This is a genomic window from Novilysobacter longmucuonensis (assembly GCF_046600735.1).
Classification (GTDB): domain Bacteria; phylum Pseudomonadota; class Gammaproteobacteria; order Xanthomonadales; family Xanthomonadaceae; genus Novilysobacter_A; species Novilysobacter_A longmucuonensis.
This window is the reverse complement of record NZ_JBJMAW010000002.1, coordinates 254,721-274,591: the sequence shown is the minus strand read 5'-3', so window position 1 is coordinate 274,591 and position 19,871 is coordinate 254,721. Positions and strand designations below refer to the sequence as shown.

General features: G+C 65.9%; 21 protein-coding genes. 10 read left to right on the top strand and 11 right to left on the bottom strand.

The window, feature by feature from the left end; genetic code table 11:
- Positions 1–18: 18 nt before the first annotated feature.
- From ACJQWM_RS03245 to ACJQWM_RS03235, 3 genes are all read right to left on the bottom strand, one after another.
- Positions 19–1,728 (bottom strand): fibronectin type III domain-containing protein, encoded by a 1,710-nt coding sequence (locus tag ACJQWM_RS03245; protein WP_332701969.1) that lies wholly within the window; start codon positions 1,726–1,728, stop codon positions 19–21.
- Between the two features lie 113 nt (positions 1,729–1,841).
- Entirely contained in the window at positions 1,842–2,579 is a 738-nt protein-coding gene (gene mddA / locus ACJQWM_RS03240; RefSeq protein ID WP_332701972.1) for a methanethiol S-methyltransferase, read from the bottom strand.
- Between the two features lie 165 nt (positions 2,580–2,744).
- Positions 2,745–3,815, bottom strand: coding sequence for an alpha/beta fold hydrolase (locus ACJQWM_RS03235; RefSeq protein WP_332701974.1), 1,071 nt, complete (start codon positions 3,813–3,815; stop codon positions 2,745–2,747).
- A gap of 257 nt (positions 3,816–4,072) precedes the next feature.
- Between ACJQWM_RS03235 and ACJQWM_RS03230 the strand changes: the two genes are divergently transcribed.
- On the top strand, positions 4,073–4,522 hold the full coding sequence (locus ACJQWM_RS03230; protein ID WP_332701976.1) for an SRPBCC family protein: 450 nt from the start codon (positions 4,073–4,075) through the stop codon (positions 4,520–4,522).
- A gap of 105 nt (positions 4,523–4,627) precedes the next feature.
- Here ACJQWM_RS03230 and ACJQWM_RS03225 read toward each other — a convergent pair whose 3' ends face one another.
- Positions 4,628–4,897, bottom strand: a complete 270-nt coding sequence (locus ACJQWM_RS03225) for a hypothetical protein (RefSeq protein ID WP_332701978.1) — start codon at positions 4,895–4,897, stop codon at positions 4,628–4,630.
- Between the two features lie 106 nt (positions 4,898–5,003).
- Here ACJQWM_RS03225 and yedA point away from each other — a divergent pair, with 106 nt between their 5' ends.
- Together yedA and ACJQWM_RS03215 are read left to right on the top strand one after the other, a co-directional pair.
- Entirely contained in the window at positions 5,004–5,930 is a 927-nt protein-coding gene (yedA, locus tag ACJQWM_RS03220; protein ID WP_332701980.1) for a drug/metabolite exporter YedA, read from the top strand.
- A 154-nt stretch (positions 5,931–6,084) separates the two neighbouring features.
- Positions 6,085–7,188 (top strand): DUF1615 domain-containing protein, encoded by a 1,104-nt coding sequence (locus ACJQWM_RS03215; RefSeq protein WP_332702108.1) that lies wholly within the window; start codon positions 6,085–6,087, stop codon positions 7,186–7,188.
- An 80-nt stretch (positions 7,189–7,268) separates the two neighbouring features.
- Here the strand turns inward: ACJQWM_RS03215 and ACJQWM_RS03210 are convergent, their stop codons facing one another.
- Positions 7,269–7,865, bottom strand: coding sequence for a DUF1579 domain-containing protein (locus ACJQWM_RS03210; protein WP_332701982.1), 597 nt, complete (start codon positions 7,863–7,865; stop codon positions 7,269–7,271).
- Positions 7,866–8,083: 218 nt separating this feature from the next.
- Here ACJQWM_RS03210 and msrB point away from each other — a divergent pair, with 218 nt between their 5' ends.
- The 3 genes from msrB (at position 8,084) to ACJQWM_RS03195 (ending at position 11,466) form a co-directional block, all read left to right on the top strand.
- Positions 8,084–8,533: a peptide-methionine (R)-S-oxide reductase MsrB gene (gene msrB / locus ACJQWM_RS03205; RefSeq protein ID WP_332701984.1), complete on the top strand. Its 450-nt coding sequence runs from the start codon at positions 8,084–8,086 to the stop codon at positions 8,531–8,533.
- A 103-nt stretch (positions 8,534–8,636) separates the two neighbouring features.
- Complete coding sequence (locus ACJQWM_RS03200) at positions 8,637–9,569, top strand: M14 family metallopeptidase (protein ID WP_332701986.1); 933 nt, start codon at positions 8,637–8,639, stop codon at positions 9,567–9,569.
- 373 nt (positions 9,570–9,942) lie between these two features.
- Positions 9,943–11,466 (top strand): DUF4331 domain-containing protein, encoded by a 1,524-nt coding sequence (locus tag ACJQWM_RS03195; RefSeq protein ID WP_332701988.1) that lies wholly within the window; start codon positions 9,943–9,945, stop codon positions 11,464–11,466.
- Positions 11,467–11,604: 138 nt separating this feature from the next.
- Here ACJQWM_RS03195 and ACJQWM_RS03190 read toward each other — a convergent pair whose 3' ends face one another.
- Both ACJQWM_RS03190 and ACJQWM_RS03185 read right to left on the bottom strand, forming a co-directional pair.
- A complete protein-coding gene (locus ACJQWM_RS03190; RefSeq protein WP_332701990.1) occupies positions 11,605–11,802 on the bottom strand; it encodes a hypothetical protein in 198 nt (65 codons plus the stop codon).
- 139 nt (positions 11,803–11,941) lie between these two features.
- Positions 11,942–12,421, bottom strand: coding sequence for a tellurite resistance TerB family protein (locus tag ACJQWM_RS03185; protein ID WP_330970067.1), 480 nt, complete (start codon positions 12,419–12,421; stop codon positions 11,942–11,944).
- A 262-nt stretch (positions 12,422–12,683) separates the two neighbouring features.
- Here ACJQWM_RS03185 and ACJQWM_RS03180 point away from each other — a divergent pair, with 262 nt between their 5' ends.
- Positions 12,684–13,040, top strand: coding sequence for an EF-hand domain-containing protein (locus ACJQWM_RS03180; protein WP_330970068.1), 357 nt, complete (start codon positions 12,684–12,686; stop codon positions 13,038–13,040).
- 365 nt (positions 13,041–13,405) lie between these two features.
- Entirely contained in the window at positions 13,406–14,779 is a 1,374-nt protein-coding gene (locus ACJQWM_RS03175; protein WP_332701994.1) for a S8 family peptidase, read from the top strand.
- Between the two features lie 125 nt (positions 14,780–14,904).
- Here ACJQWM_RS03175 and ACJQWM_RS03170 read toward each other — a convergent pair whose 3' ends face one another.
- A complete protein-coding gene (locus ACJQWM_RS03170; protein WP_332701996.1) occupies positions 14,905–16,044 on the bottom strand; it encodes a serine hydrolase domain-containing protein in 1,140 nt (379 codons plus the stop codon).
- 256 nt (positions 16,045–16,300) lie between these two features.
- Here ACJQWM_RS03170 and ACJQWM_RS03165 point away from each other — a divergent pair, with 256 nt between their 5' ends.
- Together ACJQWM_RS03165 and ACJQWM_RS03160 are read left to right on the top strand one after the other, a co-directional pair.
- On the top strand, positions 16,301–16,768 hold the full coding sequence (locus ACJQWM_RS03165) for a PA2169 family four-helix-bundle protein (RefSeq protein ID WP_332701998.1): 468 nt from the start codon (positions 16,301–16,303) through the stop codon (positions 16,766–16,768).
- 741 nt (positions 16,769–17,509) lie between these two features.
- Positions 17,510–17,980: a YehS family protein gene (locus ACJQWM_RS03160; protein WP_332701999.1), complete on the top strand. Its 471-nt coding sequence runs from the start codon at positions 17,510–17,512 to the stop codon at positions 17,978–17,980.
- A gap of 53 nt (positions 17,981–18,033) precedes the next feature.
- On the opposite strand, the gene ACJQWM_RS03155 is transcribed toward ACJQWM_RS03160, so the two are convergent.
- The 3 genes from ACJQWM_RS03155 to ACJQWM_RS03145 form a co-directional block, all read right to left on the bottom strand.
- On the bottom strand, positions 18,034–18,306 hold the full coding sequence (locus tag ACJQWM_RS03155) for a DUF4242 domain-containing protein (protein ID WP_332702001.1): 273 nt from the start codon (positions 18,304–18,306) through the stop codon (positions 18,034–18,036).
- Positions 18,307–18,367: 61 nt separating this feature from the next.
- Positions 18,368–18,892 (bottom strand): hemerythrin domain-containing protein, encoded by a 525-nt coding sequence (locus tag ACJQWM_RS03150; RefSeq protein ID WP_332702003.1) that lies wholly within the window; start codon positions 18,890–18,892, stop codon positions 18,368–18,370.
- Between the two features lie 76 nt (positions 18,893–18,968).
- Complete coding sequence (locus tag ACJQWM_RS03145) at positions 18,969–19,790, bottom strand: SgcJ/EcaC family oxidoreductase (RefSeq protein WP_332702005.1); 822 nt, start codon at positions 19,788–19,790, stop codon at positions 18,969–18,971.
- Positions 19,791–19,871 lie beyond the last annotated feature (81 nt).

Below are 19,871 nucleotides of genomic sequence, written 5' to 3'. Positions count from 1 at the left end.
TAGCCCGTTCGAAAGTATTTAGCGGCTAGTGCGGGCGCACGCCAATGGTGAATAAGCGGAGTATTGGCCCTTGCGATACGCACGCAAGCGATAGCAATATTCCGTATCGGGATCGAGCCGGTCGTCGGAATCGGTGCGCCAGCCCTTGCCCTGTACGCGGCTCATTACACGCTCTTCCACATTGAAGACATGTTTCCACTGATAGTTGATGCCGCCTTTGTCCCCAACGGGCACGCCACGATCGACAGCGATGCCATATTCCGCGGTCGAATTATCCATCCAGTTCAGGCGGAGTGATGTGCGCGCCACCTCCGAAACCGTGACATCGGAAGGGGCAGGCAGGACACCCCTCCTGGCCGGCACTGTTTCGTTCCGGCGCGGCGGTGCGGTGCTTGTTGTGCGGTGATCGACAACGTTGGGTCGGCCTCGTTTTGAAGGAGCGACTTCGTTACGACGATCCGGCTCCAGGTAGTTCCCGAACTCGACCATGCGGAATCGCTCTGTACTCTCTGCCTGCTGCGCATCCGTTGCATACAGATACAGGTTGCCCGCTGGTGAAATATAGATGCCGCCACCCTTGTCGAAATCGCACCATGCAGTGCCATCGCTGCACCTGAAGGTTCGGCTATTGATGTATTCATGCGAGATCGGTCCGGCGCTCGATGCCCGGGCAAGTTTGAACAGATGCAGCTGATCCTTGCTCTGCTTGGTGTCGTAGAACTTGTCCGCCGATTTCTCGATCTGAATCAGGTACACATCTCCGGAACCGCATTCGTTAACCATTGCCGCTCCCTCTCCCCACTTCCCGATGGGCTCCGGATCGCCAATCGATGTCCAGGCCGTATCCGGCAGCAGCTTGGTCGTATCGCTCACGAAGTACTCGTAATTCTGTCCGCCCGAACGGCCGAGACCCACCAGATAACGGCCATCCTTGAGCCTTGTCGCGGCGACGGTTGCGGTGCTTGCTTCCCGTACCTTGTCGCCATCGACCCTCACGCTTCGATCTATGATCTTGAGGGGCGGGTGGGAATTGATCACCTCGGTGTTCCGATCAACGTTCGATACGTCGTAGACTTCAAAAGCGAACTGTGAGCGGAGGTTGCACCACTTCCACGCGCCGTGCGGCTGGCACCAGTCGGCGACGAATACGTAGTGCCCCAGAGTGGCCAGTCCTCCCGGGTGATTGCTGTCCGAAAAGGTCCTGGCGACCGTGCGGTTATGAATGTTCTGGTTCTTGCCGTCGCCGTCGCGCAGATTACCAAGCGCATAACCATGTGATGCTTGGTTCGCGCCCATCCTGATGACAGCCAACGCGCCGCTCTTGCCAGGCTCCGAGGATTTGGTGCTATGGGTGAACACGAGATACTCGTCGTTGCCCAAGCCCGCGATGCGGCCGACGCCCTGAATATGCTCAGCTCCTAAGGCGTTGATGCGATGTAATAGATAACTATTTGTCGGGTAAGCGTAACTACGCACGCCAATCTTGCTTCCTCGCGCACCCTTGTATTGCGTTTCTATCGCATTAAAGTTGGTTTTGACATCGTTGACGCAGCGGTTGCACGCCTTGCTTCCCCAAGCGCAACTCGTGTCTCCTTTTATGTCGAAGCTCAAGCCGTGGGTCGCGGGTGCGCTATCCTGCGCGAGAGTGGAGTGCAACCAACCTGCGGCCGATGCCGGGCCGACGACTGCAAGCAACAGCGTGATGGATATCCAAGGCAGCCTTTGCATGTTCTCACCCCTTGTATCGCAACGAGGTCAGGACGAGAAGAAGAGGGCCGCGAACAAATCCCAGAGATTGGTAAGCATTCTCGTCTCGTCCTGTTTCGGAGGAAGGCGCGTCTTTACGCGCGGCGCTTCGGCCACGGCACCAGCATCGGCACCTGGCGCTGGTACTCGCGATAGGTATCGCCATGCTGCGCGACCAGGTCGCGTTCCTCGAGGAACTTCACCGCGACGATGATGTAACCGGTGGTGACCAGCGCGAACAGCAGGTGCCCGGCGCTCATCGTCGGCGTGGCCCAGAACGCGATCAGAAACCCCAGCATCAACGGGTGGCGCACCATGCGGTAGAAGGCGCGGGTGATGAACGGCCCGTCGACGGATTGCCGCTGGCGGGCGTAGGACCACACCTGGCGCAGGCCGAACAGGTCGAAGTGGCTGATCAGGAAGGTCGACACCAGCACCAGCAGCCAGCCCAGCGCGGACAAGCCGTACAACGCCCAGCGCGCGACCTCGTAGTCGATACTCCAGACCAGTTGCGGCAACGGCCGCCATTGCCAGTACAGCAGGACCAGCACCAGGCTGCTGGCCAGCACGTAGGTGCTGCGCTCGATCGGCACCGGGACGAGCCCCGTCCACCAGCGCTTGAACGCGGGCCGCGCCATGCCGCTGTGCTGCACGGCGAACAGGCTGAGCAGGCCGAGGTTGATGGCCAGCGCCATCAAGAAGGGCGCGTCGGGACCGTTGTCGATGTGCTTGGGCACGCCGAACCCGGCAACGAAGGCGATGGCGTACAGGAACGTCGCCAGGAACAACGAGTAGGAGATGGCGCCATACAGCAGCGCAAGCGGGCGGGACATGATCTTGACCTCCAAGGACCGTGGCTACGGGAGAATCGCAGCAGCGGCCTGCGATCAAACTTGAAAGCAAGTCTGGGCGGGCCGCCCTGCTGCCACCATGGGAACCTTGTCCCGGTTGTGATCGCGTTCCGGCCGTACCCGGGGCAAATGTCCCGGGTGCGGCGGTCAATCGGCGAGTACCGCCGGATGCCGATGGGCCAGCACCATCGCCTGAGCGCGGCTGCGCACGCCCAGCTTCCGATACAGGCCGGTGATGTGATTGCGCACGGTCTTCTCGGCAATTCCGAGATACCAGCCGATCTGCGCGTTGCTGCGGCCTTCGCACAGCAGCCGCAGCGACTCGCGTTCGCGCGTGGTCAAGTTCCGCGCGATCGCATCTTCGACGGGATCGACCGCAGCGCGTTGCCCGATGAACTCCAGTACCGCCTGCTGGAAAGCCTGCCAAGCCGGTTCGTGCTCGAGCAGCACATGGTTGTGCGACTCCAACTGGACGAAGGTGGCGCCCGGGATCTGGCTCGCCAGCAACGCGCCCTGCGATGTCGGCGCGATGTGGTCGTTGTCGGCGTGCAGCACCAGGGTGGGCGTGCGGACCAGGTGCAGGTAGTCGCGCACGTCGACGTTGCCGCGCGCGGCCAGCAGCGTGCCCGCGTTGGCCGCTGACGTGGTGCGCCGGCACAGGTCGTTGAACCAGTCGAACTGGGCCTGACTGCCCTGCGGGATGAAGCGCGACGTGAACAACTGGCGGAAGGCCGGGTTGTCGCTGGCCCAGCCCAAGCGCACCACCTCCTGCACCGCCTTGTACATCTCGACCCGGTCCGCATCGCCCTTGTTGCCGCCGACGGCATAGCCGCCGTAGAGGATCAGGTGCGACACCCGCTGCGGATGGCGCAAGGCATACATGATCGCCGTGGCCGCGCCTTGGCTGATGCCGAGCAGGACAAAAGGCCGCTCGATGCCGGCGGCTTCGACCACGCTTTCCAGGTCATCCACCCAGCGCGGTAATGTCAGGCCCTCGACCCGGGTGTCGGACAGGCCGCAACCGCGTTCGTCATGGCGGATGTAGCGGAAGTGCTCGCCGAAGAATCGGATCCAGTGCGCCCAGACCGGACTCTCCAAGTCGTACTGTAGGTGCGTGAGCCAGTTCGCCGCCTTGACCAACGGCATACCCTGCCCAATCTCGGCCCACGCCAGGTTGGCCTGGTCGGAAGTGGTGGCGTAACGGATGCATTGCTTCATCGCGGTCTCGGGTGCGGTCCAGTGATGGGCCGATTCAAAATAGCGCGCTGTGCGGCGCCAACCATACTCGGTCCGGGACGATGGCCGTGCGGGGCGGGTCGGCCGAATGCGCTCTGCCGCGGCCCAGGCATCGCGCCATGCCTTCCCAAGGCACGGTCCGGCGCCGCACCAGCGAGCGTGCTGAGCGGGGGTGTCGATTTCCGGGCCTCCCGTTCGTTATGTCAGGTGAGGGCTTCTCCTCCACAACGGAAACCGCCATGGCCACTGCCAACACGATTCGCCTCCACCGCGTCCTGAACGCCCCGCCGGAACGTGTCTATCGCGCCTTCCTCGACGCCGATGCCATCGCCAAGTGGCTGCCGCCGAACGGCTTCACCTGCAAGGTCTACCAGCTCGACGCACAGGTCGGGGGCAGTTACCGCATGTCCTTCACCAACTTCTCCACCGGGAATGGCCATAGTTTCGGCGGCACCTACCAGGAGCTCGTGCCTGGCGAGCGCATCCGCTATAGCGATCGCTTCGAGGACCCCAACCTGGCCGGCGAGATGACCACCACCATCACGCTGAGAGCGGTGTCCTGCGGCACCGAACTGCAGGTGGTGCAGGAAAACCTGCCCAAGGCTATTCCTATCGAAGCGTGCTACTTGGGCTGGCAGGAATCGCTGGTGTTGTTGGGTAAGCTCGTCGAGCCGGAAATTCCGAACTGATCCGGCAAGGTCAGTGGGGCGGTGCCCGCAGTACCGTCTCCACTTCGACCACGTCCATGCCCTGCATCTGCCCCAGCAGGCTGTCGAATCACGGATTGTGGGAGGCTAGGTGCCGCTGCAGTAATGCGATACTTCTACCGGGGCGTAGACCGAGGGGTGGCGCGCCATCAGCTCGCAGCTTTCGCTGGAGATCGCCTCGATGGCGATGACATCCGGCTTGAAGGCGGCCAGCCGTGCCAGCACTGGTCCAGCGATTTTCGGCTTGAAGCTCTCCGGCATCTCGGACAAAAGCACGCTGTCCAGTACCAGCACCTGCGCTCGCGGGCCGGCCATGTCCGTGTCCAGCGCGGACAGGTCGACCTGTGCCTGGGTCATTCCGGACTTTCGACTGCCGCGTCCGACGGAACATTGAATCCCGCTACCGGCAGGTTACGCCTGCGCCGTGGCTCGCCGATAATCCGCTACCCACGACGGCACGCCGATGTCCGACCACTCCACGACCTCCACGACGCCGCTGCCTGCCTCGTCGTCTCCCTGGCTCGAGCCGCGCGTGCTGATCCCACTCGCGCTGCTCACGCTCTACCTGGTCTGGGGGTCGACCTATCTCGGCATCCGCTTCGCGTTGGAAAGCTATCCGCCATTCCTGCTGGCGGGCGTGCGGTTCCTCGGCGCCGGCGTGGCGATGTACGCGTTCCTGCGCTGGCGCGGGCATGCCGCGCCGAGCCGGCTGCAATGGCGCAACGCGGCGATCACCGGCGTGTTGCTGCTCGGCTTCGGCAACGGCCTGGTGTGCTTTGCCGAAGAGCGGGTGAGTTCGGGCATCGCGGCGGTGGCCGTGTCGAGCATGCCGCTGTTCGCGGCGGCGTTCTCCGGCATGTACGGACAGTGGCCGACGCGGCGGGAAACCGTCGGCTTGTTGGTCGGCTTTGCCGGCGTGATCGTGCTCAACACCGGCAGCGGCCTGTCGGGCGAGCGCCTGGGGGCGATCGCCTTGCTGACCGCGGCGATGTGCTGGGCCTTCGGCTCGGTCTGGAGCCGTCGGCAGGACATGCCTGCCGGTCCGATGAACACCGCGGCGCAGATGCTGTGTGGCAGCGTCGCGCTGCTTGGGGTGGGTTTTGCCAGTGGCGAGACCCTGCCGGTCGAGCCGACCACCCGCGCGACGCTGGCGCTGGTCTACCTGGCGGTGTTCGGCTCGATCGTCGCCTTCAGTGCCTACCTGTACGTGCTCAAGTACGCGCGGCCGGCAGTCGCCACCAGCTACGCGTACGTCAACCCGCCGGTGGCGGTGCTGCTGGGTGTGCTGCTGGTGGGCGAAACCGTCGGCCCGTACGACCTCGCCGGAATGGCGATCATCCTGGCCGGCGTGGCCGTAATTACCCTGGCCCGGACGCGGCGTGCCGCGTGACCGCCTCGCTGCAGGCGCAATGCTAGCCTTCGGCACCCGTCGCTCTTGATCCGGGTCCGCGCGCGCACAAGGCGCCCCGAGTGAAATCATGAAAACCCTGCCCGTCGTCCATCCCGGGGAAGTGCTCATGGCCGACTGCCTGCACCCAAGCTCAATGAGGAACACGCACGCGCCCCGCACGAAGCACTGCTGGTGGGTGTCCGGTCTGTTGCTGCTGTTGGCCGGCTGCGCGAGCGCACCGCGACCCGCCGGCCCAGCGCCGGAGGCGGTGCGCGCGGAGATCGCCCGTCGCATCCCGGCATCGGTAGACGATCGTGCCGGTTGGGCCGCCGACATCCAGATCTCTTTCGCGGTGCAGGGCCTCGACCCGATGGAGGAGAACATCTGCGCCGTGCTGGCGGTGGTCGAGCAGGAAACCGGCTACGACGCCGACCCTGCGGTGCCCGACCTGGCCGCGGTCGCACGCGCGGAGATCGTGCGCCGCGCGGCCGCGGTGCGCGTCCCGGAGTTCATGGTGGATGCGGCACTGGAGCTGCGTTCCGGCGACGGCCGCAGCTACGAGCAGCGGCTGTCGGCAGTGCGTACCGAGCGCCAGTTGAGCGAGCTGTACGCGGACCTGATCGGCAGGGTGCCACTGGGCGGGCGCCTGTTCGACGGCTACAACCCGGTGCAGACCGGGGGGCCGATGCAGGTGTCCATCCCTTTCGCCGAAGCCAACGCCGGCGACTACCCCTATCCGGTCAGGGGCAGCATCCGCGAGGAGGTCTTCACCCGCCGCGGCGGCCTGTACTTCGGTATCGCCCACTTGCTGGGTTACACCACGCCGTACACGCGCAAGGTGCATCGCTTCGCCGACTTCAACGCCGGCTGGTACGCCAGCCGCAATGCCGCCTTCCAGAATGCGGTGGTGACCGCCAGCGGCCGCGCGCTGGCGTTGGATGGCGACCTGCTGCTGCCCGGTGCGCCGCTGGACCGTCCAGGCGAGACCGAGCGCGCGGTCCGCTCGCTTGCCGGCGAACTCGGCATGGATACGGAGCAGATCCGCGAGGGGTTGGAGCAGGGCGACCGGCTCGACTTCAACGACTCGCCGCTATCCCAGCGCGTGTTCGCCCTGGCCGAGGCCCGCGCCGGCCAGCCGCTGCCGCGGGCGATGACCCCCGGCATCACCCTGGAAAGCCCGAAGATCACCCGCGAGCTGACCACCGCCTGGTTCGCCAACCGCGTGTACTCGCGTTACCGGGACTGCATGACGCGCTGATCAGCACGCTGGTCGAACGGCTGGACGCCCGTGAAAACCAACCTGACCCTGAGGTTTCCGAATGGGTGCGGGCGCTGGCCTCAGCGTTTGGTGTAGGTGATCTCCATCATCTTGGATTCCTTGCCGTCCGGGCCCGGCGCGTACATCTCGAACAGCTCCACGTCGGGACTGGTCCACTTCGTGGTCATGCGGGCGTTGATCGGCGCCTTCGTCACCGGGTCGTTCCAGCTGCCGTTGAACGTGCAGGCGCCGTCGGCGGTGCACTCGCCCTCGCTGACCATGAGCCCGGTCGACATGCTGTCGTTCCACGTCGCCCAGTGCTTGCCGCTGACGTTGTCGTAACCGTGCATGCCGTAGCCGGTGAACGGCTGGCCGTGCATCTGCGACTGGACTTCCTCGGTCATCACCCGGCCGCCCAGGATCATCGAGCGGGTGGCGGTGCCGGTGTCGACGGTGGGCGGCGCGCCGGGGGTATGCCAGCTGCGGATCGACAGGTCGTACTCGCCGGCCATCTTCGCGAGCGCTGCGTGCTCCGGGCCGGGCGTGCCGGCCTGCTGGTAGGCCTGCATCATCGCGGCTTCTTCCGGCGACATCTGCGGTGGGGCGTCCTGCGCGGCGACGGGCAGGGCAACGAGCAGGGACAAGGGCAGCAGTGTGAATGCGAGCGTGCGATGCATGGCGGTCTCCGGTGGGAAATGGCAGGTCGAGCGACGTCGGCAGGGTAGGGCTCCGGCATCGATGCGTCGGACAAGCCGGATGATAAGCGCGGCAGCAATTGCCCTGACGTAATCTTCTTGAGAAAGCGGCCAGCGGCTTGTTCCGATTCGACTCGATTGTTGACTTCGCCCGCGCGGCCCCAACCCTTTAGGTTCCTTCGCCCCAGCAGGAATCCGCAATGAGCCAGTACCGCAAAGATCCCGATGCGATCGGCAAGCTCTCCCCGGAGCAGTACCGGGTCACGCAGGAAAGCGGCACCGAAGCGCCCGGCACTGGCGAGTATTTGAACAACAAGGCGCCGGGCATCTACGTCGACGTGGTGTCGGGCGAGCCGCTGTTCGCCTCGTCCGACAAGTTCGAGTCGGGCTGCGGCTGGCCGAGCTTCACCAAGCCGATCGAGCCTGCCCACGTCAGTGAACTGCACGACTCCAGCTACGGCATGGAGCGCATCGAGGTGCGTTCGGCGAGCGGCGACAGCCACCTGGGTCACGTGTTTCCGGATGGCCCGGCCGACCGCGGCGGCTTGCGCTACTGCATCAACTCGGCGTCGCTGCGGTTCATTCACCGCGACGATATGGAGGCGCAGGGCTACAGCGCCTACCTCGGCCAGGTGGAGGACGTGCGATGACGAGCGAACGCGGCGCCGGCCGGCCTGAAGCGTTGCGGCACGGTTGGCATGGCCGCCGGCGGGCTGCATCATCGGATTCTTGTATCACTGCGGAGCGATCGCCATGACCAGCCACTCCCCCTATCCGATCGGCACGCCCGGAATGCCGTGGGGCGACGCGGAACGCGCCGACTGGCTGTCGCGCCAAACTCGCCAGCGCAGCTATGAGGCGGACGTGATGAGCGCGATCGAGCCGCTGCGCTCGAGCTTCGACGTGGTGCAGTACGGGCAATTGGACTATGGCCCGGACAGCTACCCGCTTCTGGCAATCAGGAGCCGCGACTGGCGCGATGACCTGCCGGTCGTGCTTGTGACCGGCGGGGTGCATGGTTATGAGACCAGCGGGGTGCATGGCGCCCTGCAATTCGTCGAGCGGCATGCCGCCGATTACCAGGGCCGCGTCAACCTGCTGGTCGCGCCATGTGTCAGCCCCTGGGCCTTTGAGCGGATCCATCGATGGAACATGCAGGCGGTCGATCCGAACCGCTCGTTCCGCGCCGACAGCCCGGCGGCCGAGTCAGCGGCGCTGATGGCGCTGGTCGCGCCGTTCCGCGATCGCGTGCTGGTGCATGTCGACCTGCACGAAACCACCGACAGCGACGAGTCCGAGTTCCGCCCGGCGCTGGCGGCCCGCGACGGCAAACCATACGAGCGCGGCGAGATCCCCGACGGCTTCTATCTGGTCGGCGACAGCGAAAATCCGCAACCCGAATTCCAGCAGGCGGTTGTCGCGGCGGTGGCGCAGGTCACCCACATCGCCCCGGCCGATGCCAACGGCGAGATCATCGGCTCGCCCGTCGTCGCGCCCGGCGTCATCAACTACCCGCTCCAGCAGCTTTCCCTCTGCGCGAGCATCACCGATGCGCCATACCGGACGACCACCGAGGTCTACCCCGACAGCCCACGGGCCACTGCCGAGCAATGCAACGCCGCCCAGGCGGCCGCAGTATGCGCGGCGATCGATTTCGCCCTGACGCGCACCACCCCGCCACGCTGACACTCCGCCGCGTGACACCCCTGTAGGGGCGGCTTCAGCCGCGAGCTTCTCCTGCCGGCGGCGCATCGCCACCCGAAAGAAGCCGAACCAAACCAGCGTCCGCCAGTACACGACAGCGGCCGCCAGAACCGGGCTTGGGAGAGTCCCTGCGTTTGGTCGAACAAGCCGCCTTGGACATCTGGTGTGCGCACGCCTGGACGTGCGTGTGGCGACCCACGCCGGTACGCGCGAGAACTGCACAACTGCGCAATCGTTCTTTGCCCTAGGACGGGGCGCCCCCTCATCTGACGCGAATCGCACACGCGATCTCCGTGCCGCCAACAGCAAGTACATAGCTGCATGACGAGGCGACGCGGGTGGCTCGCCCGCGGTCGTGCATCGCCCCATCGTCTACACGCTGCATCCATATCGCCGGGACTACCGTAAGCAAGGTGATTGCGGCGATGGGGCCGGTATCGGGCAAGGGGCCGCAATCCCTTTAAAACCTGCCTGGGCTTTTGCGGCCCTTGCCCAAAAAAACCAAGGAGTTCACATGAAACGCACAGCCTTAGCAATCGCAGTCCTGACGATGTTCGCCGGCAGTACCGCAATGGCCTCCAGCCACCGCGAAGCCCCGGGTATCACCGCACACCCCAAGGTCGACAGCACCGACTTCTACATGTTCCGCAGCTATGAGCCGGGCCGTGAGGGGTTTGTGACCTTGATCGCCAACTATCAACCCGACCAGTCTCCGGCCGGCGGCCCGAACTTCTACATGATGGAAGAAGAAGCGGTTTACTCGATCCACATCGACAACACCCATGACGGCATGGCCGACCAGATTTTCCAGTTCCGCTTCAACAACACCGAGCGCGAACTGGCCATTCCGGTCGACGGCACCAGCGTTGAAGTCCCGCTCCAGAACATCGGGCCGTTCTCCGCAGCCGGCCGCGAAAACCTCAACGTCATCGAGAGCTACTACATCACCACTGAAGACGGCCGCGTGGAAAACCTCACCGTGGGCGGCGGCCAGACCAACTTCACCAAGCCTTTCGACAACATCGGCAACAAGTCCATTGACGAGTATGAGCGGTATGCAAAGGCGCACATCGCCAGCATCGGCGTGCCCGGCTGCGCCAGCGACGGCCGCGTGTTCGTCGGCCAGCGCAAGGAAGGATTCGCCGTCAACCTCGGCGGGCTGTTCGACCTGGTCAACCTCGACCCGCTCGGCCCACGCGACGGCGCGGTCAACACTCTGGCGGACAAGAACATCACGACCATTGCGTTGGAACTGCCGATTGAATGCGTGACCAACGGATCGGAACCGATCATCGGTGCCTGGACCACGGCGCGCGCCGGTGACGACCTGGAGCAGATCTCACGGTTGTCCAATCCCCTGGTCAACGAAGTGGTCATCGGTGTCAGCGACAAGGACGCTTTCAACCAATCGCGCCCGAGCGATGACGCCCAGTTCGCGACCTACGTGACCAACCCGACCCTGCCGGAACTGCTCGAGATCCTGTTCCCGTCGGTCCAGGCGCCCAACGTGTTCCCGCGCGAGGATCTGGTTGCTGTGTTCCTGACCGGCGTGGACGGGTTGAACCAGCCGGCCGGCGTCACCGCCTCGGAGATGATGCGCCTGAACACCTCGATCGAGCCCATGCCCCGGGGTGAGCAGAACAACCTGGGCGTGCTGGGTGGTGATAACGCCGGCTTCCCGAATGGCCGTCGCCCCGGTGACGACGTGGTGGACATCGAGCTGCGAGTCTTGATGGGCGCGCTGCTGACCGAGGAACAAGCCCCCTCCGGCCAGCTGCCCTTCACCGATGGCACGATGAACGATTCCACCGATTTCGCCAACAGGTTTCCGTACCTCGCGTCGCCGCTCCCGGGCAGCGAGAACCCGACGGGCGAGTAACAGCGCGGCTGAGCCTTGGCTCAGGCCACGACACGGGCCGGCGGCATCGATTGCCGCCGGCCCATGTGTGTCGAGAGGCTCACCAAGAGGTCATCGAAAAATCAGCCGAGCAAGCTCGGCTCTACGATCTATTTTTGTTCAGCCGCGGTCCGGGTCGTTCCCGCGGCCCTGCTGCTGTTTGCGCTCGCTGCCCTGGCCCCGGTCGTTGCGCGGGTTGCGCTCTTCGCCGTCCTTGTAGCCCTGCGCCCGCAGGCGCTCGTGCGCCTGGGGGTGCCGGTCGGGCCGGCTGGGCTGGTGAGTGCGGCCAGGCGGGTTGCTGTCTTTGTTGGTGGTCATGCGCTTGCTCCTGTGCGGGGTGGTCGCGCCCGGAACGGTGGGTGGTCGCCAGCGGGCTGCGGCCCAATTGGAGCGCAAGCGCGATTAAGGCCGCATCAAAATTTTTCTCAGGCGGCTACCGGGCGGGGCCGCCATGCCGCTAACGATCGCCCGCGCCGGTCGCCTCCGTCCCCTGTCTGCCTGCCTTCACCACCAGCTTCCGGCGGATGAACTCACTGTGCGATACGCCGAGCAGGTCGGCCACGCGCCGGACCATGTGCTCCTCGTCCGTGGCCAGGCGCGCATCGGCAAACGCCACCCGCCATAACCATTCGACCAGTTCCGCACGTTGCTCCGGCGCCAGCCCGACCCGCAGCTCGCGGGTGAAGTCGTACATCGACACCGATTGCTTCCTCGCGTCGTGGGCCTGGTCCAGCAGCGCCTGGAGCTCGGCCGGATTGATCCCGAAGGCGGCGCGCATCGCCTGGTGGACGACGTCCAGTTCGATCCGTTCGCCGCCGTCATCGGTCACCGCCATTTCAAGCAGCAGCGCGGCGGCGGCGCGGGGCAGGGCATGCGGATCGGCGGGAGGCTCGTAGCGGTTGACGATGCCTTTGAGGTTCTCGAACCAGTCGGTCACGTTCTGGTATCCGGCGCAGATGGGCGGTACCGGAAAGCTGGGGGCGCAGCGCACAGTCTCAACCTGGTTGGCGGGCACTCGGAGGGGTCGCGGCCGTTGGTTGCACACGTGGGGGATCCAGGCGCCCAGGCGACATCGCCGCGCTTTCATCACTCCGCAGTGACAGCCACGCTGGAACTCTCGCTGCCAGCACGCCTGGGTGTCGGCATCGTCAGGCGCTTGCCCGCAGGCGCACCGCGCGCTTACTTAAGGAGAGTTTCCCATGAACAGAACCATGCATAACCTGCTGTTCGCGTTGACGGTTCCGGCCCTCGCCATGCTTGCCGCGTGCGACCGCGAGGCCGCCGAGGGCGACTACGCAGCCCCCGCAGCAGCCGACACGGCGCCGGTCGTGGCGACCACGCGACCTGAGGCAGCCACGCCACCGGAAGCGATCGATTCGGACACGGACGCGTGGGCCTTCGCCGAGATGGACACCAATCAGGACGGCGGTATCGCCATGGACGAGCTGTCCGATGACCAGATGCTGCATCAACACTTTTCGGTGGCGGACGCCGATGGCGATGGCGTGTTGAGCGAGGCCGAGGTCGACAAGCATCGGGCCGACATGGGCATGTAGGTGCGAGGGAACTGCTGACCGGTTGCGTGTGGCTGCGCCTGGCGTGGTCACCATCGCCACGTCAAGGGCCGGGCAACCCGGCCCTTTTTCATGCCGGAGTGGGCAGGTGTGGCCCTTCAGGCGTTGTGCAACGCAATAGAAAAATGGCGCCAGGGCATGACCGCCGGTCGGCCGATTTTGCGCGCCTGTCGTCCCACGAAAGCGGCACACGCTCGGATCGCACACTTCCGCACTGATACAGCGTGCTCGCCCGGGTTGTGTGACGTGGATCGTCGTGGCGGCGTGAGTCGGCCGCAGCAAGAGGCGTGCCATAAATCTGCGCGTGCCAACTCCGGCACGCGACCGTTTCGAAGGGGTATATCCAGATGAAGCTTCCTATCCGCACCGGCACGCTGGCCGGCGCTGTCATTGCCATGCTCGCCGTGTATTCGACCGCGACCGCCGGGGGCCGAGCCGACCTCGTGCTGGCCGGGTTGAACGCCGGCACTCCGCATCAACCCGCCGAGATCATCGTCAAGTTCCGCGACGGTTCCAGCGCCGCGGAGCAAAGGGCAGTGCGCCAGGGCCTGCGCGCCACGCAAGTGGACACGCTGCGGGCAGGCAGCGGCCGGCGCGGGGAAACCGCACTGCTGCGCATGCCTGCGGGCACCGGGGTCGCGTCGGCCATCCAGGCCGTGGGGAACCACCCGGCCGTCGAATACGCCGAGCCGAACTGGACCTACACGCACTCCGACGCGTCCAACGACCCCTTCTACACCGACGGCACCCTGTGGGGCATGTACGGCGATGCCACCAGCCCGGCCAACCAGTTCGGTTCACAGGCGGGGGAGGCGTGGAACGCCGGCCATACGTCCTGCGGCACGGTGTGGGTGGGCGTCATCGACGAGGGCTACATGTACGCCCATGAGGACCTGGCCGCGAACGCCGGCACCAATCCGGGCGAGGTGCCGGGCGATGGCATCGACAATGACGGTAACGGCTATGTCGACGACGTCTACGGCTGGGATTTCGACGGCGGCGACAACAGCGTGTTCGACGGCGATACCGACGACCACGGCACCCACGTGGCCGGCACCATCGGTGCCGCAGGCGGCAACGGCAAGGGCGTGGCCGGCATGTGCTGGTCGGTCAAGCTGTTCAATGCCAAGTTCCTGGGTCGCAGGGGCGGCACCACGGCCAACGCGGTCAAGGCGGTCGATTACATGACCGACCTGAAGACGCGCCACAACCTCAACATGGTGGCGACCAGCAACTCCTGGGGGGGCGGTGGCTTTTCGCAGGCACTGGGCGATGCGATCGAGCGTGCCAATGCAGCCGACATCCTGTTCATCGCGGCGGCGGGCAATGCCGGCGACGACTGCGACAGCGGCTCGTCGTGCTATCCGGCCGAATACCCGAACGACAACGTGATCGCGGTGGCGTCGCTCGTGAAGGACGGCACCATGAGCTCGTTCTCCAGCTTCGGTGCCACGACCGTGGACATCTGCGCGCCGGGTTCGGCGATCATGTCGACCGTACCGGTGAAAGCCCGCGGCGGGGTCGGCTCCGGCTATGCCAGCTACAGCGGCACGTCGATGGCGACGCCGCACGTGTCGGGCGCGGCGGCGTTGTACAAGTCCTCGTTCCCCGGCGCGTCGGCGGCGGACGTGAAAGCGGGCATCCTGGGCAGCGCGACGACGACCGCGTCGTGCGACGGCAAGGTGGTCAGCAACGGCCGTCTAAACGCCAGCGGGTTCTGATCGACAAGCGCGGGAGAAAGGTCCGGGTGGCACCGGGCCTTTCTCCCATTGCCGGCTGCCACTGCCCGCTCACCGGCGGGGCGTACGGCAACTGGTTCGGCAGGTCTCGCCAAGTGCCAGTTCGGTCATGGCTCGAGCGCTGCAAGCACGCGTGTCACCACGCCCTCCAGGTCGGGGGTCCAGCGCATCACCACGACGAGGTCATGCTCGCGGTCGATGTAGACGTAGTTGCCGCCGAAGCCGGCGCCCCAGAACGCCGACTCGGGCGCGGCGGGGATCGCCTCGCGCCCGGTGTTGAGCCACCACAGATAGCCGTAGTCGGGTTTCACCGGTGAGGGCTGCGTGGCCTTTTCGATCCAGTCCGCCGACAGCAGCCGCCGCTCGCCCCATTGGCCGTTGCGCAGCATCAGCAGGCCGAAGCGCGCGTGGTCGGCGGTGCTGATGAACATGCCGCCGCCGAAGTGCCCGCCGCCGGACACCGACTGCATCTGCAGGCCGTCCAGGGTGACCCAGGAATTCTCGTAGCCGTGCCAGCGCCACGTGGTCGACGCGCCGATCGGGTCCATGATGCGGGTCTTCAGCACGCGCGGCAGCGGTTCGCGCAGTACCTCCAGCAGGCCGAAGGCCAGCAGGTTGATGCGCACGTCGTTGTACTTGTAGCGCGTGCCCGGTGCGTGCAGCGGACGGTTGGACGGGTCGTCGCCCTCGGGCCGGTCGGCCCAGTCGTGCACCTCCCACAGTTCGCCGCTCCAGTCGGATGTCTGGTGCAGCAGGTGCGTCCAGGTGATCTCGGCGTTGTGCTCGCCTTCGAACCACGCCCCGGGCACGTAACCCGCCACCGGATCGTCGACCGAGTCGATCAGCCCGTCCTGCACCGCCAGCCCCGCAACGGTCGACAGGTAGCTCTTGACCACGCTGAAGGTCATGTCGACGCGATCGGTGTCGCCCCATTCGGCCACGATGCGCCCGCCGCGGACGATCATGCCGCTGGCCTGCGCGCGCGGGATGACCGGGCCGAGGATCCGGTAGTCCGGCTCGCTGCGGCCGAAGGACTGCTGCAGCACCTCGCGCAGGTCGGCCGGTTCCACCTTGGCCTTGCTCTTCGCGTACTCGACCGCCGCGGCCAGCGCGGCCGCGTCGAAGCCCGCCGCGGCAGGTGCCTGTCGCTCCCACTCATGCGGTGGCGGGACATAGTCGGCGGCCAGCGCCGGGGTGCACAGCAGCAGGGCCGAGGCGGCAAGGGCGGCATGCAGGAAGCGAAGCATCGAATGGTCTCCGGTCTGGTTGTGCGCAGCATAGCCGGAGTGCTGCGATGGACGCCGCAGAGGCGTAGCCGGCTTCGGTTTTCGTGCCGCGCGACGCCTGGCGAGGTACATCAGACATTCACTAAATCAAGGCGATACACGCCCGCATAACGGCGATCCTGCAAAGCTGGTGTCGTTCCAATGAACGTCTAACCGGTGCCTGCGCGCTTCCGCTCGGAGTGAGCGAGGCAGGGCCGGCCTTACCCCAGGAGAAGCCATGAGCACCCAGAATATCCGCGACGAAAAAATCGAGACCATTAACGAGCTGCTTGCCGTGACCCGCGACAGTGCCGAGTTCTACGAGGATGCCTCCACCAAGGCCCGCAACCCGCAGTTGCAATCACTGTTCAAGGACATGGCCCAATCCAAGAACAGCCTGGTCGGCGCGATGTCGAGCGAAGTCAAGGCCGAGGGCGCAACCCCCGACACCGACGGCACCTTCCGCGGCACGTTGCACCGGATGTACGGCGATGTCCGCGGCAAGATGGGAAGCGACGACTACGGTTACGTGGCGCAGCTGGAGGAATCCGAGGACCGCATGCTGCACGCCTTCAACGAAGTGCTGGAGGACAAGGACGCGCCAGTGGCGGTCAAGGACGCGGTGCGCTCGTTCCTGCCGACGGTCAAGCAGCAGCACGACACCATGCGTGATCGCAAGTGGGCGATGGACGCCACCAAGCACTGAGCTGGCCAAGATGCGGGCAGGTTGGTGCGTGCCGGTCGCGCGCTGTGTCACGGGCGGTGCCCGCCGGCGTTCCGTCGACGCATCCGTTTCGCACGGTGGGGTGCGTATTGAATGTGGCACGCTCCCGACGCGAGCACCGCTCGCGTCGGATTCGCGCTCTCGAGGACTAGCCCGAGAGCGTAGAACCGTCCGGCCGTCCGGGGGCTCGGCGACACCGCGACAGGACACGATGCCGGTACCTCCCCAGTGCTGATTGGCCCTCGCGCTCGGCTGCGCCTGATGGGGCCGGTCCGCGGCGCCTTCGGGCCGGTGTGGTCAATGCCCGGTGTGGCCTCCAAAAACGGCACGGTGAAGGTCTTGAGCATGTTCTTGCCAGCTGGAGCGGGCACTTCGGCGATTCAGGCGTAACGGCCGGGAGTGAGCAGCACGCTCATGTAGCTGGTGCTTCCGGCGGGCATGTCGTTGACGCGCCTCCCAGGAACTCCGCCGGCGCAGGCGCCTCCAGGCCGGTCGGCTGGGTCCAGTCCATCCATGTCGCCAGCGCGGCCATGTCGGTGTCGTCCTGCAGCCAGACCAGATGGACGTCGTGCGGCTCTTGCCGGGCGGTCCGCTGGCCCTCGACTTCCGGTCAATCGCCCGGCGAAGGCGCGGGTCCGGGCCCCACTGTGGCAATGTGCGCGCTCCGCGCATGGTGCATCGCGCACTGGACGGCCGACCAACGCGGCGCAACGAGACAGGGTCATGATCAACAACGACGTACTGCGCAGCATCCGCTACATGCTCGATCTGAGCGACGGCAGGGTGGTGGAGATCATCCAGCTGGCCGATGCGGATTTCCCGGTCGGGAAGGCCGACGTGCAGGGCTTCCTCAAGAAGGACGACGAGGCCGACTACCTCGAGTGCAGCGACCGCGTGCTTGCGCACTTCCTCGACGGACTGGTGATCCACTGCCGCGGCCGGGACGACAGCCGGCCAACGCGGCCGTTGGAAAAGCGCGTCACCAACAACGTGGTGCTGAAGAAGCTGCGGGTCGCGTTCGAACTCAAGGATGTCGACATGCACCAGGCCTTTGCGGACGCCGGCTTCCCGATCTCCAAGCCGGAGTTGACCGCGCTGTTCCGCCAGCCCGGGCACAAGAACTTCCGCCTGTGCGGCGACCAGTTGCTGCGCAATTTCCTCAAGGGGCTGACGCTGCGCGTGCGCGGCGGATAGGCACCTGGGCCCGGTTTCGGATGCGATGGCATCCACTAAACCCGGTCACCGGCTCAGGCCGAATAGCCGGGCCCGATGATCGCCGCCACCGGCGTGATCCGGTTGGCGGGAAAACCCGACTGCTGCGCATGCTGCTGGATCAACTGCTCGCTCGGTGCGTCGTAGATGCAGTAGATCCGGTCGCCGGCGACATAGCTGTGTCGCCACTGGATCTCTGGGCCGAGGGTTTCCAGCACCGCGTTGGACTTCTGCGTCGCTTGCCGAAGATCCTGCGGCGTCATCTCGGACGCGCCGGGGATATTTCTTTCGATGACGAACTGTGGCATGGCGTGGCTCCGGTGGGGCTGCATCCGCACGTGCCTCAGCCGCGCCGGAGGTGGTGGACCGCTAGCCGGGCGAGGAGGGCGAGCGCAGCATCGATGCAGCCGCGGTCTTGACCTTGGCGTGCATGCTGATCGCATCCGCGGCCGAGGAGTCCTTCCATTGTTCGTAGTCATCGTCCAGTTGCGCCAGTTCGGCGGCACTGAACGACTGGCGGATGGCGTCGAACATCGCGGTCTCCTCTTCCTTGGCATGGTGCTCGATCATCTCGCCGAACACCTTGACCGACCCGGCGAACTGGCGCGAGTCGACGTCCGCGGCGTGGATGTCGGGCAGCACCGTGAGCTCGACCGCGCGGTGTTCCTGCATCGCTTCGGCGTGCAGCAGCAGTTGCTCGTGGTCGGCGCGATCGGCGAAGGCCGGATAGAAGACCTTTTCCTCCCACTTCGCGTGCGGGATCAGCGCCGCCTCGATCTTGTGCAGCAGGTCCTCGCGCGTGTCGGTGTCGTCATCGGAGGTGGCGTTGATCTGCTTGAACAGGCGGCGTAGCTCGTCGTGCTCTTGCTTCAGCGTGGTCAGGATGTCGCGCATGGTCCGGTCCTTTCGCGGGGGCGGACCGACATTGCACGCCCGGTGCTGTCGTTCGGCCGTGAAACGCGCCAGCGCCTCACTCCTCGACCAGGGCGATGTCCCAGGCCGCATCGCCGTAGGTGTAGAACAGGCAGGGCTGCTCGGAGACGCAGGTATTGCTGTGTTCGGCGGCGGCGGGGACGTACCAGTGGGTGCCCGCCTCCATCTCCGCCGGCTCAACCTCGCCGGCGTAGGGGTTGGTCAGCCGGCCTTCCAGGACGATGCCGTTGTACGGATTGGAATGGGTATGCATCGGCGCGGACGCCCCCGGGTCGAAGCGCACGAACTTGCCGTGGCGCCCGCTCTGCCAGTCGCCGTAGGCCGGGGCGAATGCCACCCCCGGTATCATCTGCGTCCACTCCAGGTCGCGGCGGGTGAGCATCGCCGCATCGCCCGAGGGCGCGGCCGCGGGTGTGTTGCTGTTGAAGATGTCGCGGTGAAGCTTCCATTCGCCGTTCTCGCGCGTCCAGATGATCACGTACTTGCCACGATCGATCACCTGCTCGCCAGCGCCATGCAACGTGTAGCGGCCGACCTCGGTGGCGCGGTCGCCATGGGTGTCCAGCTCGAGCGTTTCCAGGTCGACCCCCTCGAGGCCGGCGTCGAATGCCGCCCGCCAGTATGCGGCGATGGCCTGATGGCCGGAGATGGCGTCGCTCCCGCTCGGCAGAACCTGCCCGTCGCGGCTGTAGAGGCCCGCCATGCCCTCGGCGTCGGCGTCGGCGAAAGTGGCCTCGAAGCTGCGGTTGGTGTCCTCGATCGCGGCGCGGGCGTCTACGCCGGCGTCGGCGGCGCGGTCGTCATGCGCCAGGACCAGCGGCGATGCGGCGAGGAGGAGCAGAAATAGAGGGAGTCTCATGGCGGCGACCGATCCTGAATTGGATGTGAAGCGCCGTTGTAGGAGCCGCGATGTGAAGGCCTCGTCAAGGCCCCCGCGGCT

Bases quoted from the DNA above. Each gene is read 5' to 3' on its own strand.
- ACJQWM_RS03180 (WP_330970068.1), top strand. From the start codon at position 12,684: ATGAACAGAACCATGCATAACCTGCTGTTCGCGTTGACGGTTCCGGCC.
- ACJQWM_RS03200 (WP_332701986.1), top strand. From the start codon at position 8,637: ATGACCAGCCACTCCCCCTATCCGATCGGCACGCCCGGAATGCCGTGG.
- ACJQWM_RS03160 (WP_332701999.1), top strand. From the start codon at position 17,510: ATGATCAACAACGACGTACTGCGCAGCATCCGCTACATGCTCGATCTG.
- ACJQWM_RS03210 (WP_332701982.1), bottom strand. From the start codon at position 7,865: ATGCATCGCACGCTCGCATTCACACTGCTGCCCTTGTCCCTGCTCGTT.
- ACJQWM_RS03145 (WP_332702005.1), bottom strand. From the start codon at position 19,790: ATGAGACTCCCTCTATTTCTGCTCCTCCTCGCCGCATCGCCGCTGGTC.
- msrB (WP_332701984.1), top strand. From the start codon at position 8,084: ATGAGCCAGTACCGCAAAGATCCCGATGCGATCGGCAAGCTCTCCCCG.
- ACJQWM_RS03170 (WP_332701996.1), bottom strand. From the start codon at position 16,044: ATGCTTCGCTTCCTGCATGCCGCCCTTGCCGCCTCGGCCCTGCTGCTG.
- ACJQWM_RS03225 (WP_332701978.1), bottom strand. From the start codon at position 4,897: ATGACCCAGGCACAGGTCGACCTGTCCGCGCTGGACACGGACATGGCC.
- ACJQWM_RS03245 (WP_332701969.1), bottom strand. From the start codon at position 1,728: ATGCAAAGGCTGCCTTGGATATCCATCACGCTGTTGCTTGCAGTCGTC.
- ACJQWM_RS03175 (WP_332701994.1), top strand. From the start codon at position 13,406: ATGAAGCTTCCTATCCGCACCGGCACGCTGGCCGGCGCTGTCATTGCC.
- ACJQWM_RS03215 (WP_332702108.1), top strand. From the start codon at position 6,085: ATGAGGAACACGCACGCGCCCCGCACGAAGCACTGCTGGTGGGTGTCC.
- ACJQWM_RS03165 (WP_332701998.1), top strand. From the start codon at position 16,301: ATGAGCACCCAGAATATCCGCGACGAAAAAATCGAGACCATTAACGAG.
- ACJQWM_RS03155 (WP_332702001.1), bottom strand. From the start codon at position 18,306: ATGCCACAGTTCGTCATCGAAAGAAATATCCCCGGCGCGTCCGAGATG.
- ACJQWM_RS03190 (WP_332701990.1), bottom strand. From the start codon at position 11,802: ATGACCACCAACAAAGACAGCAACCCGCCTGGCCGCACTCACCAGCCC.
- ACJQWM_RS03230 (WP_332701976.1), top strand. From the start codon at position 4,073: ATGGCCACTGCCAACACGATTCGCCTCCACCGCGTCCTGAACGCCCCG.
- yedA (WP_332701980.1), top strand. From the start codon at position 5,004: ATGTCCGACCACTCCACGACCTCCACGACGCCGCTGCCTGCCTCGTCG.
- ACJQWM_RS03235 (WP_332701974.1), bottom strand. From the start codon at position 3,815: ATGAAGCAATGCATCCGTTACGCCACCACTTCCGACCAGGCCAACCTG.
- ACJQWM_RS03150 (WP_332702003.1), bottom strand. From the start codon at position 18,892: ATGCGCGACATCCTGACCACGCTGAAGCAAGAGCACGACGAGCTACGC.
- mddA (WP_332701972.1), bottom strand. From the start codon at position 2,579: ATGTCCCGCCCGCTTGCGCTGCTGTATGGCGCCATCTCCTACTCGTTG.